The organism is Micromonospora sp. LZ34 (genome assembly GCF_052981855.1).
In genome coordinates this window covers 169,993-184,733 of record NZ_JBRIQN010000002.1, presented here as the reverse complement: position 1 = coordinate 184,733, position 14,741 = coordinate 169,993, and the positions used below count along the sequence as shown (strand labels likewise).

Below are 14,741 nucleotides of genomic sequence, written 5' to 3'. Positions count from 1 at the left end.
CTGGGGCCACAATCCGCCAGGCGCACACAGAGTCTCTGGTAACCAAAACTGCAACTCGGCTAATCTATCACGGATTTCGCTGAGTGCCAGCGTCTGCCGGAATTTCGGGGATTTTGCTGATCAGAGCGGTCAGCCCGGCCACGTCGAGCAGATCCGCCGGACGCACGGTCACCCCGTCGCGGACGTAGTGGAACGCCGCGCCGACCCGCTCCACCGGTACGCCCGCCAGCTCCGCCCAGGCCAGCCGGTAGACCGCCAGCTGCACCGCGGCCACCTCGGCCGCCGCCCCGGTGGGCTGGCCACCGGTCTTCCAGTCGACCACGTCGAACCGCCCGCCGGGGCGGGCGAACACGGCGTCCATCCGGCCCCGGACCACCACCCCGGCGATCACCGTGGCGAAGGGCACCTCCACCTCGACCGGCACCCGGTCGGCCCACTCGCTGGCCAGGAAGCGCTCCTGCAGCTCGGCGAGCGCCTCGTCGGGCGCCGCGTCCGCGTCCGCCGCGCCGGGCAGCTCGTCCACGTCGAGCAGCCGGTCGGCCCCGAACCGCTGCTCCAGCCAGGCGTGGAAGGCGGTGCCCCGGCGGGCGTACGGGTTGGGCTCGCTGGGCAGCGGGCGGCGCAGCGTCCGGGCCAGCGCGGCCGGGTCCCGGCGCAGCGCCACCAGTTGGGTCACCGACAGGTGCCCGGGCAGCGCCACCTCGATCGCGCCGGCCTGCCGGGTCAGCTCGGCCCGCTCGGCGAGCAGCAGGTCGGCCTCCCGTCGCCAGCGCGTCACCGCCGGGTCGTCGGCCACCGGGTCGGCGGCCGCGTCCTCGCCATCGGTCCGGTCCGGTTCGGCCGGGTCGCCGTCGGCGAGGAACCGGCGAACCAGCGCCGCCGCCTCGGCCAGCGCCGGCCGGCGGGCGCCCAGCGGGTCGGCCGGCCACTCGGCCCGGAGCACCACCTCGGCGGTCGGGTTGGTCGCGTCCGGCGCCGGCTCCGGCGCCCAGTCGTCGACCAGGTGCCCGGCACCGCCGTCCAGGCAGGCGTCGTGCACCTCGCGGAGCAGCACCGACGGGCCGCGCGGCCGCTTGGTGCCCTCCCCCCACCAGTAGCCGGAGCAGAGCAGCAGCCGGCGCGGCCGGGTCACCGCCACGTACACCAGCCGCCGCTCCTCCCGCTCGTCGTGCGCTCGCCAGGCGTCGGTGAAGTCCTCCAGCGCCCGGGCCACGCCACGCTGGTCCTCGGCCCCGGCCAGGCCCAGCTCGGGCAGCCCGTCGGCGTCGCCGCGCAGCGGGAAGGGGAGCACGCCGAGCCCGCCGAGCCAGTGGTCGGAGTTGCGCACCGACCCCGGCCACACCCCGCGGCACAACCCGGCCACCGCCACCACGTCCCACTCCAGGCCCTTGGCGGCGTGCGCGGTGAGGATCTGCACCGCCCCCTCGACCACCTCCACCTCGCCCGGGGTGAGGCCGCGCTCCTCGTCCTCGGCGGCGGCGAGGTAGGCGAGGAACGCCGACAGGGTGGCGCCCGGGGTCTCCCCGCTGAACCGCGCGGCGACGTCGCCGAGCGCGTCCAGGTGCCCCCGGGCGAGGCCGGCGTCGCCGGCGCCGTCCCGGCCGGCCCGGACCGCGACCTCGACGTCCAGGCCGATGGTCCGCTCGATGTCCGCGATCAGGTCCGGCAGCGACTGGTCCAGCCGGTAGCGGAGCAGGCCCAGCTCCCGGGCGTACGCGCGCAGCCGCGCGTAGCCCTCGGCCGAGTACGCCTGCGCCGGGCCGAGGTCGGCCAGCGCCTCCACCAGGGTCGCCTCGTCGAGCACGTCGGGGGTGATCTCCGGCGTACCGTCGTCGGCGAGTTGCCGGCGGGCGGCGGCGATCGCCCGGGCCCGGCGGTGCAGCGCCACCAGGTCGCGCGGCCCGATCCGCCAGCGCGCCCCGGTGAGCAGCCGCAACAGGGCGGCCCCGTCGGTCGGGTCGGCGAGCACCCGCAGGGTGCAGACCACATCCCGCACCTCGGGGGTGTCCAGCAGGCCGCCCAAGCCGACCACCTCGACCGGCAGGCCGCGCGCGCGCAACGCCGACTCGATCGCCGGGATCTGGCTGCGCAGCCGGACCAGCACCGCCGTCGTCGGCCGCTGCGCCACCGGGATGTGCTCGGGCAGCGCGCCGGGCATGCCGGCCGCGCCGCGCCACGCGTTGAGCACGCTGTCGGCGATCCAGTCCGCCTCGTCGGCGTACGTCGGCAGCAGCGCGCAGTGCACGGTGCCGCCGGCGGCGCCGCGGGCGCTGCGGTGCGGCACCGGGTCCTTCACGCTCATCGCCGCGTGCAGCTCCGGCACCCGGGCACCGGCCGCCCGCAGCGGGGTGGCCAGGGCGTTGGCGACGCCGAGGATCTCCGGGCGGTTGCGCCAGCTGGTGGTGAGGCTGAGCACCTCGGCCGGCGTGCCGTCGGCGCGGGCGAACTCGGTCGGGAAGCGGTCCAGCGTGCCGGCGGACGCGCCGCGCCAGCCGTAGATCGACTGGCACGGGTCGCCCACCGCGGTCACCGGGTGCCCGCCGCCGAAGAGCGCGTTGAGCAGCACCACCTGGGCGTGGCTGGTGTCCTGGTACTCGTCGAGCAGCACCACCCGGAAGCGGTCCCGTTCGATCTCGCCGACGCCCGGGTGGTCGCGCGCCACCCGGGCCGCCCGGGCCAGCTGGTCGGCGAAGTCCATCGCCTCGAAGTCCTCCTTGCGCCGGGCGTACGCGCGCACCAGCGGGAGCAGCTTCAGCCGGGTCTGCTGGAAAGCGAGCGCCTTGCGCACGTCGGCGTAGACCCGGCCGGGGCGGGCCTGCACCTCGGCGAAGAAGCGGCCGGTCCAGGCGGCCAGGTCGTCCGGGTCGACGAGGTGCTCGTCCAGCTCGCCGGCGAGCGCCAGCACCGCGTCGGTGACGGTGCTCGGCATCCGGTCCACCTCGGACATGTCGCCGTCGTAGTTGCGTACCAGCAGGTCGACCAGCTGCCAGCGGGACGCCTCGGTGAGCAGCCGGGTGGACGGCTCGTAGCCGGCCCGCAGGCCGTGCTCGGTGACGATCCGCCCGGCGTACGAGTGGTAGGTGGAGACGGTCGGCTCGCCGGCCAGCGGGTCGTCGAGCGGGTCGCGGCCCTGCCGGCCGAGCCGGCGCACCAGCTGGTCCAGCCGGGTACGCACCCGGTGGGCCAGCTCGCCGGCCGCCTTGCGGGTGAAGGTGAGCCCGAGTACCTGCTCCGGCCGCACGTACGCGTTGGCCACCAGCCAGACCACCCGGGCGGCCATCGTCTCGGTCTTGCCCGACCCGGCGCCCGCGACCACCAGCAGCGGCTCCACCGGGGCGGCGATGATCGCCGCCTGTTCCCGGGTGGGGGCGGGCAGCCGCAGCAGCTTGGCCAGCTCCACCGGCGTGTACCGGGGGCCGGAGTCGGCCACCCGGGGTGCCGGGGTCGCGGCGCTGAACAGGGCGGGCTGGGTCACGGGTGCTCCGGACGACGGACGGTCGGTGGCTCGACCACCTGCCGCCCCTGCCCGGAGACCGGGCAGCTCGTCCGCACCGGGCAGACCCGGCACTTGGAGTTGGCGACCGCGGCGAAGGTGGCGGCGGCCATCGTATCGGCAGTGCGCCGGACCAGCGCGGTCGCCCAGCCCGCCTCCGGCCCCTCCCCGGCCGGCGGCTGGCTCTGCTCCCGGGCGTCCTTCGCGCCGGTGCCGAGCTGCACCAGCGCCGCCCCGCCGGACTCGTCGCCGAACTCGGCGAACCCGCCCGCCTCCACCGCCGCCTGGTAGGCGCCCAGCTGCGGGTGCTCGGCCAGGTCGTTCGCGGTGACCGCGGTGGACTTGCCGGTCTTCAGGTCAACCACCACCAGCCGGCCGTCCGCGTCCACCTCCAGCCGGTCCACCCGCCCGGTCAGCTCGACCGGGCGGTTCGGATCGTCGAGGCGGACCGCGAACTCGTGCTCGATCGCGAGCAGCCGGCGCGGGTTGGCGGCCAGCCAGCGCAGCAGCTTGTCGACCATCGCCTCGGCCCGGGCCCGCTCCGGGCCGGCCATCCAGCGGGCGGCCAGCTCGATCGCGTCGAACCGGGCGGCCACGTAGTCGAGCAGGGCACCCCGGTCGACGCTGGCGTCCTCGGCCAGCATCGCGGCGGCGTGCACCAGGTTGCCCACGCCCTGCGCGGCGCTGGCCGGGGCGCTGCCGCCGTGCCGTTCCAGCAGCCAGCGCAGGCTGCACCGCAGGGCGCTCTCCATCGCCGACGGGGTGACCCGGACCGGCTCCCCCTCGTCGACCAGCGGGCGGTCGTCGGAGAGCGGGCGCAGCCCCCACCAGTCGTCCGGGTGCGCGCCGGCGACCCCGGCGGCGGCCAGCCGGGCCAGCTCCGCCGCGGCGGCGCGCCGCCGGGCGTACGGCAGATCCGGGTCGCTGACCGCGGTCCGCAGCTCCGCCACCAGCGCCGGCAGGGTCAGCGCCCGGGGTGGCCGGCTCACCGGCAGGGTCCTCGGCCGGTCGTCGTCGTCCGGAGCGGGCGGCGGGCCGTCGGGCGGGTGGCCGTCGGTGGGCGGGGCGGCGTCGGGCGGATCGGTGGGGCCCAGTTCGTAGAGGAAGCGGCTCGGCTGCTCCTCGTGGTCGTCGCCGCCGACCGCGGCCGAGGCCACCGCGCTGACCAGCAGCCGGCGCCGGGCCCGGGTCACCGCGACGTGGAACAGCCGGCGTTCCTCGTCCAGCAGCGCCGAGGTCTGCCCGACCAGGGTGGCCACCGTGCCGGCGCCCGCCGCCCGGCCGGCGAGCACGTCGACCAGCCGCTCGGAGCCGAGCAGGCTGCCGCGCAGCCGCAGGTCGGGCCAGACCCCCTCCTGCACCCCGGCGACCGCGACCAGGTCCCACTCCAGCCCCTTCGCCGCGTGCGCGGTGAGCAGCCGGACGGCGTCGCCCCGGTCGGCGGTCGGCGCCAGGGTGTCGGCGGGCAGGTCCTGCCCGAGCACGTGGTCGAGGAAGACCTCGATCCGCGCGCCGGGCAGCCGGTCGGTGAACCGCGCGGCGGCGTCGAAGAGCACCATCACCGCGTCCAGGTCGCGGTCGGCCGCCTCGGCCCGGCGCCGGCGCGCCACGTCCCCCTCGCCGGGCGCCGCCGCGCCCCGGGCGATCGCCGAGGACCAGAGCTCGGCCAGGCCGCTGGCCCGCCAGACCGCCCAGAGCACCTCCTCGGCGGTGGCTCCGGGCCGGGCGGCCGCCTCCCGGGCGACGGCGAGCAGGCCGGCCACGGTCTGCGCCGGTTCCGCCCAGCGGCGCTCGATCCCGGCCAGCTCGGCCGGGTCGCGCAACGCCTCGACGATCAGCTCACCGGAGGGGCGGCGGTCGCCGGCGGCCAGCGCGAGGGCGCGCAGCCCCTGCCGCAGCCGCCGCTCGGCCAGCGGGTCGGCGCCGCCGAGCGGCGAGTGCAGCAGCGCGACCGCGGCCTCCTCGTCGAGCCGCTCGGGCTCCAGCGCGCAGCGCAGCAGGAGCAGCAGCGGCGCCACCGCCGGTTGCGGGTGCAGCGGCAGGTCCTCGCCGTGCACCACGGTCGGCACCCCGGCGGCGTGCAGCGCCCGTTGCAGCGAGGGCAGCTGCCGCGCGGTGGAGCGCACCAGCACCGCCATCTCCGACCAGGGCACGCCGTCGAGCAGGTGCGCCGCGCGCAGCGCGTGGGCCAGCCAGGCCGCCTCGCTGGTCGCGGAGCGGAAGGTGTGCACCTCGACCGACCCGGGCGCCGCGTCGGGCAGCGGGCGCAGCCGGCGGTGCGCCGCCGGGCCGCGCAGCCGCCGGGCCAGCCGGGCGGACGCGGCCAGCAGCCGCGGCCCGGCCCGGTAGGAGGTGGTCAGCATCACCTGTGCGGCGGGCGCCCCGGAGGCGGTGCGGAACCGGTGCGGGAAGGTGGTCACCCCGGCCGGGTCGGCGCCCCGGAAGGCGTAGGTGGAGGAATCCGGATCGGCGAAGGCGACCAGCGGCTTGCCGCCGCCGGCCACCACGGCGAGCAGATCGAGCTGGGCCGGGTCGGTGTCGGCCAGCTCGTCGACGTAGACGTACGCCAGCCGGCGCCGCTCGGCGGCGAGCAGCTCCTCGTCGTCGAGCAGCATGCCGGTGGCGGCCCGGACCAGCTCGGCCGGGTCGTAGGCGATGGAGCCGCGGTTGCTCACGTCGCGCAGGGCGAGCACCGCGACGTACTCCCGCAGGAAGCGGGCGGCGGCGGGCCAGTCGGCCCGGCCGAGCTTCTCGCCGAGCCGGGCCAGCTCGACCGGGCCGACCCCGCGCTCGGCGGCCCGCATCAGCAGGTCACGCAACTGGGCGGCGAAGGCCCGGGTGCGCAACGCGGGGCGCAGGTCCTCCGGCCAGCCGACCGGGTCGTCGCCCGGCTCCTCGCCGACCACGTCCAGCAACTCGCGGATGATCAGATCCTGTTCCGGACCGGTGAGCAGCCGGGGCGACGGCTCGCCCCGCTCGGCCGCGGCCCGGCGGAGCAGGCCGAAGGCGTACGCCGGGAAGGTGCGCACCAGCGGCTCGCGGAGCACCCGCGGCCCGCCCCGGGCGACCCGGGCCTCGATCCGGTGGCGCAACTCGGTGGCGCCCCGCCGGCCGAAGGTGAGCACCAGGACGCGTTCCGGGTCGACCCCGTCGGCCACCCGGGCGGCGACCGCCTCGACCAGGGTGCTGGTCTTGCCGGTGCCCGGACCGCCGAGCACCAGCATCGGCCCGTCGGTGTGCCCGACCACCTCCGCCTGCACCGGATCGCCCCGCCGCGGCACGAGCTCCTCGGTCGGCCGCTCGGTCGACCCGAGCTCGTCGGCCGGCCGGTCAGGCCGACGCACCAACCGGTACGCCTGCATCCGCCCATCCCACCACGCCCGTACGACACCCCACCCCGACACCCCAGCCGTCCCGGCGGCACCCATCGATCTGGTGAGCTGTCGACGCGCGGCGGGCCGCTGCGGGCCGCGCGGCCGAACACTCAGCGTGGCCGACGGGCTCGGAACGGCGAATCACGGAAGGTGACCGCCCGCCGAGGGACACCATCCTCTCCTGCTCGCCCTTTGCTCTGCACACATATACGCACCGGTTGCTGAGCAGGGAATACCAGCGCCGGGCCGGAGAGGGGGCGGCGAAAGAACGTAACGCAGGGTGGCTGTTGCGTATATGTGTGCAGAGCAAAGGGGGCGGGGGTGGTGCCCGGGGCGGGGGTGTGCAGTGACGGTGTGCGTCCGGCCCGGCTGGGGACGGCGGGCGTGGTGGGTCAGATGAGGCGGGCCTCGAGAGCGTCGAGGGCGGCGGGGACGGTGTCCACGACGGTGAGCAGGTCGAGGCCGGCGGGTTTGACGAAGGTGCGGTCGGCGAGGGTGGCCAGCCAGTCGATCAGCGGCCGGTAGAAGCCGTCGGTGTCGACCAGCACCATCGGCTTGGCATGCAGCGCCAGGGTGGCGGTAGTCCAGACCTCGAAGAGTTCGTCGAGCGTGCCAAGGCCGCCCGGCAGGGTGAGGAACGCGTCCGACTTGTCGATCATGAGGGTCTTCCGGCTGGCCATCGAGTCGGTGATCAGCAGCTCGTCCGAAGCCAGGTCGGCGACCTCCAGGTCGACCAGCGACTGCGGGATGACCCCGACCGTCGGCCCACCGGCCGCCCGCGCGCCGTCGGCCACCGCGCCCATCATGCCGACGCAGCCGCCGCCGCTGACCAGGGTGTGCCCGCGCCGCGCGATCTCCGCGCCGGTCTCGGTGGCGAGGTCCAGCCAGCGCTGGTCGAGGGTACGGGAGGACGCGCAGAACACGCAGATCGCCGCCACGGCTCAGCCCGCCCCTTCTCCGGCGCCCGTCGAGCGGGCCGGACCGGCCGGCCGCTCCCCGGACCGGTCGCCACCGGGTCCGGTGCCGGTCGTCCGGCGGGCCGCGGACCGGTCGGCGGCGGCCGCTGCACCGCCGGTCCGGTCACCGCCGCCGGTCCGGCCGCCGGCCGCCTCCCCCGCCGCCTGCTGGTCGGCCGCGACCCGGGCGACGGCCTCCTCGCGTACCGCCTCCTGCTCGGCGGAGAGGTTGGCCTCGGCCTCCACGATGTGCCGGACCGCCGCGTCGACGTCGTCGGTGACGCAGATCAGGTCCAGGTCGGTCGGCCCGATCTTGCCGCCCTCCGCCATCGTGTCGCGCAGCCAGTCCAGCAGCCCACGCCAGTAGTCCACGCCCATCAGCACCACCGGGAACCGGGTGACCTTGCCGGTCTGCACCAGGGTGAGCGCCTCGAACAGCTCGTCCATCGTGCCGAAGCCGCCGGGCAGTACGACGAACGCCTGCGCGTACTTGACGAACATGGTCTTGCGGGCGAAGAAGTAGCGGAAGTCGATGGCCAGGTCGACCCAGTCGTTGAGGCCCTGCTCGAACGGGAGCTCGATGCCGAGCCCGACGGAGAGCCCGCCGGCCTCGCTGACGCCCCGGTTGGCCGCTTCCATCACACCCGGCCCGCCACCGGTGATCACCGCGTAGCCGGCCCGCGCCAGGGCGCCGCCGAGCGCCTCGGCCAGCCGGCACTCCGGGCTCTCCGGCCGGCTCCGGGCCGAGCCGAAGACGCTGACCGCCGGGGGCAGGTCGGCCAGGGTGTCGAACCCCTCGACAAACTCGGAGAGGATCCGCAGCGCCCGCCAGGCGTCCTTGGTCTTCCAGTCGCTGCGCGCCCGGGAGTCGAGCAGCCGCTGGTCGGCGGTGCTGCTGGGGATGGCCTGCCGGCGCAGCGTGACCGCGCCCCGGTGCCGCTCCTGCCCCGGTGCGCGTCCGGCCTCCCGCCCGTTGCTCTGACTCATGGGAGCAACCGTAGTGGAGTCGTACCGGCCGGGTGTGCGGGGCGACAACGCCGGGAAATTGTTCGCGATCTTGGGCAACTAATTCGGTCGCCCGTACGTCTTACTATTCACATACCGGGTATGCCCGGGCGCGCGCCTTCGGGGGAGGAGTCAGCGTGATCAGCAACAGTGAGATGGTCCGGATCCGCCGGCAGATGCAGCGGCGGATCCGCGACGTGGTGGCCGAGCGCCGCCGCGCCCGGCAGATGGAGCCCGTCGCCACCGACCCGGCCGGCGACCCCACGGACGCCCGCACCGCCCCGGACGCGTCCCTGCCCGTCTGACCGGGCCCACCGGCGCCCGCCCGCCGGTCGATCGTCGACCAGGAGGTTCGCGTCACCGGGCAGCGCTCGGCTGACGCGAACCTCCTGATCACGCGCGGGGACCCGGAGGGGCCGGGTCAGGCGGGGCCAGCCAGCGGTGCAGGGTGGCGGCGCCGTCGCGGATCTTGCCGATCTCGACGTGCTCGTCCTTGTGGTGGGCCAGGTTGGGGTCGCCGGGGCCGAAGTTCAGCGCCGGGATGCCCATCGCCGCGAACCGGGCCACGTCCGTCCAGCCCAACTTGCCGATCGGCGCGGCGCCGACGGCGGCCAGGAACTCCTGCGCCACGGGCGAGTCCAGGCCGGGCGACGCGCCGGCCGCCGCGTCCGTCACCACCAGGTCGAAACCGGCGAAGACCTCCCGCAGGTGTGCCTCGGCGGCCCTCGGGTCGCGGTCCGGGGCGTACCGGTAGTTGATCTCGATCTCGCAGCGGTCGGGGATGACGTTGCCGGCCACCCCGCCGTTGATCCGGACCGCGTTCAGCCCTTCGCGGTAGTCGCAGCCGTCGATGGTCACCCGGCGCGCCTGGTACCCGGTCAGGCGGCTCAGCACCTCACCGGCGCCGTGGATGGCGTTCACCCCGTGCCAGGACCGGGCGGCGTGGGCCCGCTCGCCGTGCGTGGTGACGATCGCCCGCATGGTGCCCTGGCAGCCGGCCTCGACGATGCCGTACGTCGGTTCGAGCAGCACCGCGAAGTCCGCCCGCAGCCACTCCGGGTGCGCCGCGCCGACCAGCTCCAGGCCGTTGTACTTCGACTCGATCTCCTCGGCCTCGTAGAAGAAGTACGTCACGTCGTAGCGCGGGTCGGGCAGGGTCACCGCCAGGTGCAGCGCGAACGCGACGCCGGACTTCATGTCCGAGGTGCCGCAGCCGTACATCAGGTCACCGCGCATGGTGGACGGGAAGTTGTTGTTCAGCGGCACCGTGTCCAGGTGCCCGGCGAGCACCACCCGCTGGCTGCGCCCGAGGTCGGTCCGCGCCATCACCGTGTTGCCGTGCCGGAAGGTGGCCAGGTGCGGCACGCCCCGCAGCACCTCCTCGACGCAGTCGGCGATGGCCTTCTCGTTGAGGGAGACGGACTCTATGTCGACGAGGGCGCGAGTGAGCGCCACCGGATCGGCGAGGACCTCGGGGGTCAGCGGGTTCTCCATGGTTCGCACGGTACCGTCACAATCGTGACGACCGCACAAGCTGCCTGGGGCATCGGCCTGGCCACCGTTACCGCTGACGATCAGGTGCTCGACACCTGGTACCCGACCGGCAAGCTGGGGCTCGGCGAGCTGCCGCTGGTGCCGGGCGAGGACGAGGCGGACGTGCTCGACCTGCCGCCCGGCGCGGTCGGCGAGCGGGCGCTGCCCGGTCTGCGTACGGTCGAGGTGACCACCGTGATCGGCTCGCTGGACGACCCGATCAAGGACGCCGCCGACGCGTACCTCCGGCTGCACCTGCTCTCCCACCGCCTGGTGCGGCCCAACGAGCTCAACCTGGACGGCATCTTCGGCAAGCTGGCGAACGTGGCCTGGACCTCGGCCGGGCCGTGCCCGCCGGAGCGGGTCGACGAGCTGCGGGTGATCGAGCGGGCGGCCGGCCGGCACCTGGCCGTCTACGGGGTGGACAAGTTCCCCCGGATGATCGACTACGTGGTCCCCTCCGGCGTCCGGATCGCAGACGCCGACCGGGTCCGGCTCGGCGCCCACCTGGCCTCGGGCACCACCGTGATGCACGAGGGCTTCGTCAACTTCAACGCCGGCACCCTCGGCGCCTCCATGGTCGAGGGCCGGATCGTGCAGGGCGTGCTGGTCGGCGACGGCTCCGACATCGGCGGCGGCGCCTCCATCATGGGCACCCTCTCCGGCGGCGGCACCGAGAAGGTCCGCATCGGCGAGCGCAGTTTGGTCGGCGCGAACGCGGGCGTGGGCATCTCGCTCGGTGACGACTGCGTGGTCGAGGCCGGCTGCTACATCACCGCCGCCTCGAAGATCACCCTGCCGGACGGCCGGGTGGTCAAGGCCCGCGAGCTCTCCGGCGTGAACGGCCTGCTGTTCTGGCGCAACTCGGTCACCGGCGCGCTGGAGGCCCGGCCGCGAACCGGTCGGGGCATCGAGCTGAACGCGGCGCTGCACGCCAACGACTGACGGCCGCCCCTCCGGGTCCGCGGTGCGCCGCGGACCCGGAGGAGGTACGCCTCAGCGCAGCCGGTACGCCTGGATAATCCGGGTGGTCACCGTGTTGCCGGCGGTGTCCCGGGCGGTGGCCCGCAGGGACACGTGTCCGGCGCCGGCCGGGTGCCGCACGCCGGCCGTCCAGCCGTCGCCACCGGGCCGGACCCGGGCCCGCTGCCAGGTCGCCCCGCCGTCGTAGGAGACCTCGACGGTCAGCGCGGCGACCCGGCCGGACGGTGCGCCGGGCTGGCGCCGCACCTGTACCGGGATCACGAACTCCCGGCCGGCCGGGGCGGCGTTGCCGACGTCCAGCCGGGGCGCGAACCGGATCGCCATCGCCGGCAGCCGGGCGAAGTCCTCGCCGGCCACGTGCCGGGACCGGAACGTCCAGGCGGTGGCCACCTCGGTGCTGAGGTCGGTGAAGCCGCGCCGGGACACCGTCTCCAGCCGGTAGTCGGCGGCGCCCGGCGGCACCTCGAACTGACCGAAGCCCGGCTCGGTGTTCTCCCCGACCAGGGACCCGTTCCGGTAGAGGGCGGTGCGGGCGGTGTCGGCGACCGAGCCGCCGGCGTGCCCCGCGGCGTCGCTGTGCAGCGGCACGTCCAGCACGATCACGTCACCCTGCCGGGTGACGCCCTGCCCGGGCCAGCGCGGAGCCGGGAAGGACGGGCCGTACGGCGCGCTGTTCCAGCTCTCCCGCAGGTGCCGGCCGGCCCGGTAGGCGCGCGGCTCGGCGGCCAGCGCGGCCCGGGGGTCGAGCCAGCCCTCGTCGGTCGGCACCCCGAACAGCAGCTCCGACGACCAGCGCACGCCCCGGGTGTTGTAGTGCTCGACCCGCTGCCCCGGCACCGCCGTCGGCAGCACCGCCGCCCAGCCGCCGATGTCCGGCTCCAGGTGCGCGAAGACCATCCGTTCGGCGGACAGCCCGGGATAGCCGCCGCGGAACCGCTGGGTGACGGTGGCCAGGTCGCGGGCCCGGTAGTGCCGGTCGAACCCGGTCGGCATCCGGCCGGGGAACCCCTCGCTGAGCGCGTAGAGGTACGGGCTGCTGGCCGCCTCGCGGTCGGCCCACTGGCTGCTCACCGTGCCGACGAAGCGCTCGGCCGAGCCGGCCGGGCCGACCTGCCCGCTGTTCAGTCCGGTGAAGTCGAAGCCCAGCAGGCCGAAGCTGTAGGAACTGCCGTCGGTGGCGGTCCAGTTCGCCCCGACGTCGACCAGCACCGGGGTGGCGTCCCGCTGCGGCACGGTGGTGCGGACCGGCTTCGCCCGCCGCAGGTCGACGGTGATCGCGGTGTCGCGGTCGAGCACCAGTTCGGGCCGGGCCAGGAGCGCCGTTTCGGTCACCTCGTCGCCGTCCAGCTCGAAGAGGTAGCTGGACAGGCCGTAGCGGCCCTTGGGCACCCGCAGCTCGGCGGTGCCGTCCGGGTCGTACAGGTCGTAGGTGACGAAGGTGTCCAGCCCGGCCAGGGTGGTGCTGTGCGCACCGGTGGCGGCGCCGTCCCGGCCCAGGTGCCGGACGGTGAGCGTGTAGCTCTCCACCTCCCGGTTCACGGCCAGCGGGGTGATGGCGACGGTGTCGCCGGACCGGGCGACGATCCGGCCGGTGTAGTGGCCGTCGGGTCCACCGAGCCGGGTGTCGGCGGTGACCGTGGCGATGGCCGTACCGCCGGCCGGCACGGTGACCCGGGCCGCGCTCAGGGTGAACATCCCGGCCGGGGCCGGCGCGCCGTCCGGGCCGGTCGCCTCGACGGTGAGGTCGAGGGCGAGCTCGGTCGGGCCGCTGTTCCGCCAGGTCACCTCGCGAGTGATCGGGGTGTCGGCGGCGTGCGGCCAGAGCGCCCGGCCGAACGAGACGCTCGCCGGCTCGCTGCTCACCACCTGGTCGATCGTCCGCGCCACGTCCACCCGCCCGGCGCCCTGCTGGTACGCGGTCTGCTCCGGGTGCGGCTTCGCCGCGGCCATCAGGGTCGCCTTGAGCTGGCCGGCGGCCCAGTCGCCGTGCCGCTGGGCGAGCAGCGCCGCCGCGCCGGCCACGTGCGGAGCGGCCATCGAGGTGCCGGAGAGCGAGACGTACCCCTCCCCCGCCGGGTCGCCGATCACGCCACGGGCCGCGCGGGCGGCGACGATCTCCACGCCCGGCGCGGTGAGGTCCGGCTTGAGCGCGTCGTCGCCGACCCGGGGTCCGCGACTGGAGAAGAAGGCGAGCGCGTCGTCCCGCTCGACCGCGCCGACGGCGAGCGCGGCGTCGGCGGTGCCCGGCGAGCCGACCGGCGCGAACTCGCCGTCGTTGCCGGCGGAGACCACGAAGAGCGTGCCGGTCTGCGCGGTGAGCGACTGCACCGCCGCCTCCAGCGGGTCGACCTCCGGGGTGTCCCCGCCGGTGAGGCTCATGTTGACCACGTCCGCCCGCGCCTCCACGGCGGCCCACTGCATGCCGGCCAGGATCGCCGAGTCGGTGCAGAACTCCGTCTCGCAGACCTTGCCGGAGAGCAGCGTCGCATCGGGCGCCACGCCCCGGTACCGCCCGCCGGAGGCGGTGCCGCCGCCGGCGATGATCGAGGCGACGTGAGTGCCGTGCCCGACCACGTCGTCCGGCTCCGCGTCCTCGGTGAAGTTGCGCGCCTCGGCCACCCGGCCGGCCAGGTCCGGGTGCCCGGCGTCGACGCCGGTGTCCAGCACGGCGACCCGTACGCCCCGGCCGGTCAGCCCGGCCTGGTGCGCGGCCGGGGCGCCGATCTGCGGAACGCTGTGCTCCAGCGTGATCCGCCGCCGCCCGTCGAGCCAGATCCGGTCGACACCCCCCGCCGTGTCGACCCGGGCGCCGGCGCCGCCGGCGGTCAGCGTCGACCAGAGTTCGCCGGTGCGCTGCTTGGCCGCCCGGGCGGCGACCCCGCCGATGGCGGGCAGGTCGCGGGTGACCGTCACGCCCGCGGGCGCGGCGGTCCGCCGGGCGGTCCCGGCGCCGCCGGCGATCAGCACCGGCAGGTCGGTACGCCGGGCGTCGTCGTAGCCGGCCGCGACCAGTTCGGTGACGTCGAAGAGCCGCCGGTCGACCCGGCCGGCCCGGATCAGCGGGAGGGCGTCGTGCGGCACGACGGAGAGGTGACCGCGCTCGCGGCGGGTAAGGAAGCGGACGTCCTCCCGCCCCGGACCCGGCCGTACGCTGGCGGTGCCGGCCGCGGTGACGGTGACCCGGTCGCCGGTGAGCAGGGTGACGGTGGCGGAGCGGCCGGCGGTCGGCGTGCCCGGCGGGGTGGCGGTGTCCGACCCGGCAGCGGTCGGGGTCGAGGGCGCCTGGGCCACGGCCATCCCCGGGGTCCCCAGCACGAGGCCGAGAGCGAGGCCGAGGGCGGCCAGTTTTCGGGTTCGGTGCAACGGATCCTCCTCGTGAAGTGTTCATCCACTGAG

7 protein-coding genes and 1 pseudogene are annotated in these 14,741 nt (G+C 75.7%); 2 read left to right on the top strand and 6 right to left on the bottom strand.

Annotation, left to right across the window (positions count from 1 at the left end):
* Positions 1-67 precede the first annotated feature (67 nt).
* The 4 genes and pseudogenes from ACVCAH_RS03165 to ACVCAH_RS03150 all read right to left on the bottom strand — a co-directional run.
* Positions 68-3,475, bottom strand: a complete 3,408-nt coding sequence (locus ACVCAH_RS03165; RefSeq protein ID WP_447134517.1) for an ATP-dependent helicase — start codon at positions 3,473-3,475, stop codon at positions 68-70.
* Positions 3,472-6,855 carry an ATP-dependent helicase gene (locus ACVCAH_RS03160; protein ID WP_447134516.1) on the bottom strand — a complete coding sequence of 1,128 codons (3,384 nt, stop codon included), beginning with the start codon at positions 6,853-6,855 and terminating at the stop codon, positions 3,472-3,474. The genes ACVCAH_RS03165 and ACVCAH_RS03160 overlap by 4 nt, the downstream gene beginning before the upstream one ends.
* A 404-nt stretch (positions 6,856-7,259) precedes the next feature.
* Positions 7,260-7,805, bottom strand: a complete 546-nt coding sequence (locus ACVCAH_RS03155) for an LOG family protein (protein ID WP_447134515.1) — start codon at positions 7,803-7,805, stop codon at positions 7,260-7,262.
* A 162-nt stretch (positions 7,806-7,967) separates the two neighbouring features.
* Positions 7,968-8,810 (bottom strand): annotated as a pseudogene (locus ACVCAH_RS03150) (LOG family protein); the annotation flags it as partial.
* A gap of 155 nt (positions 8,811-8,965) precedes the next feature.
* On the opposite strand from ACVCAH_RS03150, the gene ACVCAH_RS03145 reads away from it, so the two are divergent.
* A complete protein-coding gene (locus ACVCAH_RS03145) occupies positions 8,966-9,133 on the top strand; it encodes a hypothetical protein (protein WP_447134514.1) in 168 nt (55 codons plus the stop codon).
* Between the two features lie 88 nt (positions 9,134-9,221).
* Here the strand turns inward: ACVCAH_RS03145 and dapE are convergent, their stop codons facing one another.
* The gene (gene dapE / locus ACVCAH_RS03140) at positions 9,222-10,322 is read right to left on the bottom strand and encodes a succinyl-diaminopimelate desuccinylase (protein WP_447134513.1); all 1,101 of its coding nucleotides are present in this window, start codon (positions 10,320-10,322) and stop codon (positions 9,222-9,224) included.
* A 24-nt stretch (positions 10,323-10,346) separates the two neighbouring features.
* Here dapE and dapD point away from each other — a divergent pair, with 24 nt between their 5' ends.
* A complete protein-coding gene (dapD, locus tag ACVCAH_RS03135; protein WP_447134512.1) occupies positions 10,347-11,306 on the top strand; it encodes a 2,3,4,5-tetrahydropyridine-2,6-dicarboxylate N-succinyltransferase in 960 nt (319 codons plus the stop codon).
* Positions 11,307-11,357: 51 nt separating this feature from the next.
* Here dapD and ACVCAH_RS03130 read toward each other — a convergent pair whose 3' ends face one another.
* Positions 11,358-14,708 carry a S8 family serine peptidase gene (locus ACVCAH_RS03130; protein WP_447134511.1) on the bottom strand — a complete coding sequence of 1,117 codons (3,351 nt, stop codon included), beginning with the start codon at positions 14,706-14,708 and terminating at the stop codon, positions 11,358-11,360.
* Positions 14,709-14,741 lie beyond the last annotated feature (33 nt).

Excerpts from the sequence above, each read along its gene's own strand:
- ACVCAH_RS03160 (WP_447134516.1), bottom strand. The coding sequence starts at position 6,855 with ATGCAGGCGTACCGGTTGGTGCGTCGGCCTGACCGGCCGGCCGACGAG.
- dapE (WP_447134513.1), bottom strand. The coding sequence starts at position 10,322 with ATGGAGAACCCGCTGACCCCCGAGGTCCTCGCCGATCCGGTGGCGCTC.